This window comes from Streptomyces sp. FH025 (assembly GCF_017427025.1).
Taxonomy (GTDB): domain Bacteria; phylum Actinomycetota; class Actinomycetes; order Streptomycetales; family Streptomycetaceae; genus Kitasatospora.
This window is the reverse complement of the sequence record NZ_JAFLNG010000825.1, coordinates 1-2,996: the sequence shown is the minus strand read 5'-3', so window position 1 is coordinate 2,996 and position 2,996 is coordinate 1. Positions and strand designations below refer to the sequence as shown.

General features: G+C 71.6%; 2 protein-coding genes. Both read right to left on the bottom strand.

Going from position 1 to position 2,996, the window contains the following annotated elements:
• Window positions 1–33: 33 nt before the first annotated feature.
• Window positions 34–1,866, bottom strand: a complete 1,833-nt coding sequence (locus J0670_RS34415) for a phosphate ABC transporter substrate-binding protein PstS (protein WP_207816328.1) — start codon at window positions 1,864–1,866, stop codon at window positions 34–36.
• A gap of 38 nt (window positions 1,867–1,904) precedes the next feature.
• A partial coding sequence (gene pstA / locus J0670_RS34410) for a phosphate ABC transporter permease PstA (RefSeq protein WP_207816327.1) occupies window positions 1,905–2,996 on the bottom strand: 1,092 nt, incomplete at its 5' end.

The window sequence follows — 2,996 nt, the reverse complement described above, 5'->3', positions numbered from 1 at the left end:
GGGTGGCGGCCCGCTTCTCCAGCACCGGGGCGGTCACGCCGCACCGCCCGAGCCCTTGCGCCGGCGCAGCAGTCGGCGGCCGAGCAGCGGCGGGACCAGCACCACGGCGAGCAGTTCGAGCGCGGTGAGGGTGGACAGCGTCCAGTCCTCCGGCCGGCCGCCGACCTCGACCACGTTGGCCGCGACCTCGCTGGAGCCGCCGCGGCCGCGGGCGACCACCTGGCCGGTCTGCGGGTCGATCTGGTCCCCGCCGGAGCCGTCGCCGGCGCCGCCGGCCGCGTTCGGGTCACCGGCCGCCGCACCGCCGGCCGCGTTCGGGTCACCGGCGGCCGCACCGCCCGCGCCGCCCGCTCCGCCCGTACCGCCCGCTCCGGTGCCGCCGGCCGTGCCGTTGCCGTTGCCGCCGCCCCCGCTGCCATTGCCGCCGGAACCGCCCGTACCACCGGTGCCACCGGCCGCGCCGCCGGAGCCGGAACCGCCGCCCGAACCTCCGGAGCCCGAACCGGTCTTGACCGGCTGGCCGTTCTGCACGGTGCAGTCCAGCGGGGAGCCCTGCTTGTCGCAGGGGCTCGGCATCGGCGCGTTCTTCAGGACGGTCAGCTCACCGGCCGAGTTGAAGGTCGGGTTGGCGCAGTTGGACAGGGTGTCCGGATTGACCGGGCTCGCGTTGCCCGGGATGCTCTTGGTCTGCAACAGCCCGCCGCGGACCAGGCCGCGCGGGATCGGCGAGTAGCCGAGGCCGTCCGCCTCGCCCTGGCCCTCGCAGAGCACGTAGGCGAGGAAGCGGCTGAGCGCGGAGCCCTTGTCGTTGGTGAAGCGCGGCGGCGGGGCCGGCGTCCCGGCGCGCGGCACGATCAGGTAGCTGTAGCTGGAGATCGGGTAGGCGCGGGGGTCGTTCATCGTGTAGACGCCGTCGAGGTTCTGCTGCAGGTAGTTCGGGTCGGTCGACGGGGTGTTGTCGTCCACGCCGCGGATCTTGGCGGCGGTGAGCGCGACGGCGACGTTGGAGGCGGTGGGCAGCGAGTAGTAGCCGGCCTGGTTGAGCACCTTCACGACCGGCCAGTTGCTGCGCTTGGCGAAGGCGTACTCGTCGTAGCCGATGGTGCCGACGTTGGACGGGGCCTTGATGTAGCCGGCCACGACGTCGGAGCCGTTCTGGGCGACCATGCGGCCGGAGGGCGGGAAGAACTCGGTGTAGTCACCGCAGGTGACGCCGTTGACGGACTGGCAGTAGGCGTCCCACTGGTCCTTGTGGGTGTGCTCCATCCAGCGGGTGAACTGCGCGGTGGCGCCGGAGCCGTCGGAGCGGATCACCGGGGTGATCTGGAGGCTGGGCAGCGCCTTGCCGTAGTCGTTGGTGATCTTGGGGTCGTTCCAGTTGGTGATCTTGCCGGTGAAGATGTCCACGATGGTCTGCGGGGACAGCCGCAGGTCGCGGACCTGCTTGCCGCCGACCACCAGGTTGTACATGAAGGTGGTGCCGCCCGCCGTGATCGGCACGTAGGAGAAGCCGTAGACGGGGTTCTCCCGCTCGCCCGAGCCGGCGCCGTGGCCGGCCTGGCCGAGGCCGGTGTCCGGCGCGGAGCGGAACGGCACGTCGGAAGCGGTGAAGTCGTCCTGGCCGATCGCCCACTGGTTGCGGCCGGCCGCCGACCCGATCGGGTTGAAGTTGATCTGGATGCCCTGCGGGGAGACGTCCTGCCGCCACTGGTCGATCGCCGGACCGGCCCAGCTGGAGCCGTCGGCGCTCAGCGAGGTGGCCGCGAACGCCGGTGTCTGCCCCAGCAGCACGGAGGCTCCGGCGAGCAACAGGGACAGCAGCCCCGCCAACAGCCGGGCGATGGAGCGCCTGAGGCCCCTCGACATGTGAACTCCTCTGGTACGGAGAGTGGTTGGGAGGGACATCACTGCTGTTCCTGCGGCCGGAGGGCGTACGGGCGGGCGACGGCGCCGGCCGCCGCCTTCTCCAGTCGGCGGGCGTCGCGGTCGATCCGGCGCTTCTGGCCGCGGGTCAGCTGTCCGGGGCGACGGCCGCCGAGCACGCGCGCGGTGACGAAGAGGATCAGCACCACGATCATGAGCGTCAGGGCGGCGGCGAATCCGCGCGCGATCATGCCGTCGTACGGCTGCTTGACGTAGTTCCAGATGTACAGCGGCAGCGACACCTGGTGGTCGGAGAACGGGTTGCCGTTGAACTGCGAGGTGAACCCGGAGGTGAGCAGCACCGGCGAGGTCTCGCCGACGCCGCGCGCCATGCCGAGCACCACCGCCGTCACCAGGCCGGGCCTGGCGGTGGGCAGCACCACGTTCCACACGGTGCGCCACTGGCTGCCGCCGAGCGCGTACGAGGCCTCCCGCAGGGTGCCCGGCACCAGGCGGATGACCACCTCGGCGGCCCGGGTGACGATCGGCATCATCATCACGGTCAGGGCGAGCGAGGCGGCGAAGCCGCTCTTCTCGAAGCCGAAGGTGATGATCACGACGCCCAGGATGAACAGGCCGGCCACGATGGACGGCAGCGCCGTCATCGCCTCGACCAGGGTGCGGACCGGACGGGCCATCCGGCCGCCGACCTCGGACATGAACACCGCCGCCGCGATGCCCAGCGGCACGGCGAACAGCGTTGCCAGGCCGAGCTGTTCGAGCGATCCGACGACGGCGTTGAGCGCGCCGCCGTCGGTGATCGGGTTCAGCGGGCCGGTGTGGTCCATCGACTCGGTGAAGAAGTTGAGGTGCTGGGCGGCTTCGTAGCCGCGGCTGAGGACGTAGCCGATCTGGTCGACGATCAGCGCGACGACCAGCAGTCCGGAGCTCCAGGCGACCACGCCGACCAGCCGGTCGCGCACCACCAGCCGGTTCCACTGCAAGCGGCCGAGCGCGAAGTAGCCGGCCAGGAACAGCAGGTACCAGCAGACCAGGAACCCGAAGGCACCGCTGAACGGCAGGATCCGCTCGTACAGCATCCAGTTCAGCGCGAGCGAGCCGGTCACCGCGCC

Excerpts from the sequence above, each read along its gene's own strand:
- J0670_RS34415 (WP_207816328.1), bottom strand. The coding sequence starts at position 1,866 with ATGTCGAGGGGCCTCAGGCGCTCCATCGCCCGGCTGTTGGCGGGGCTG.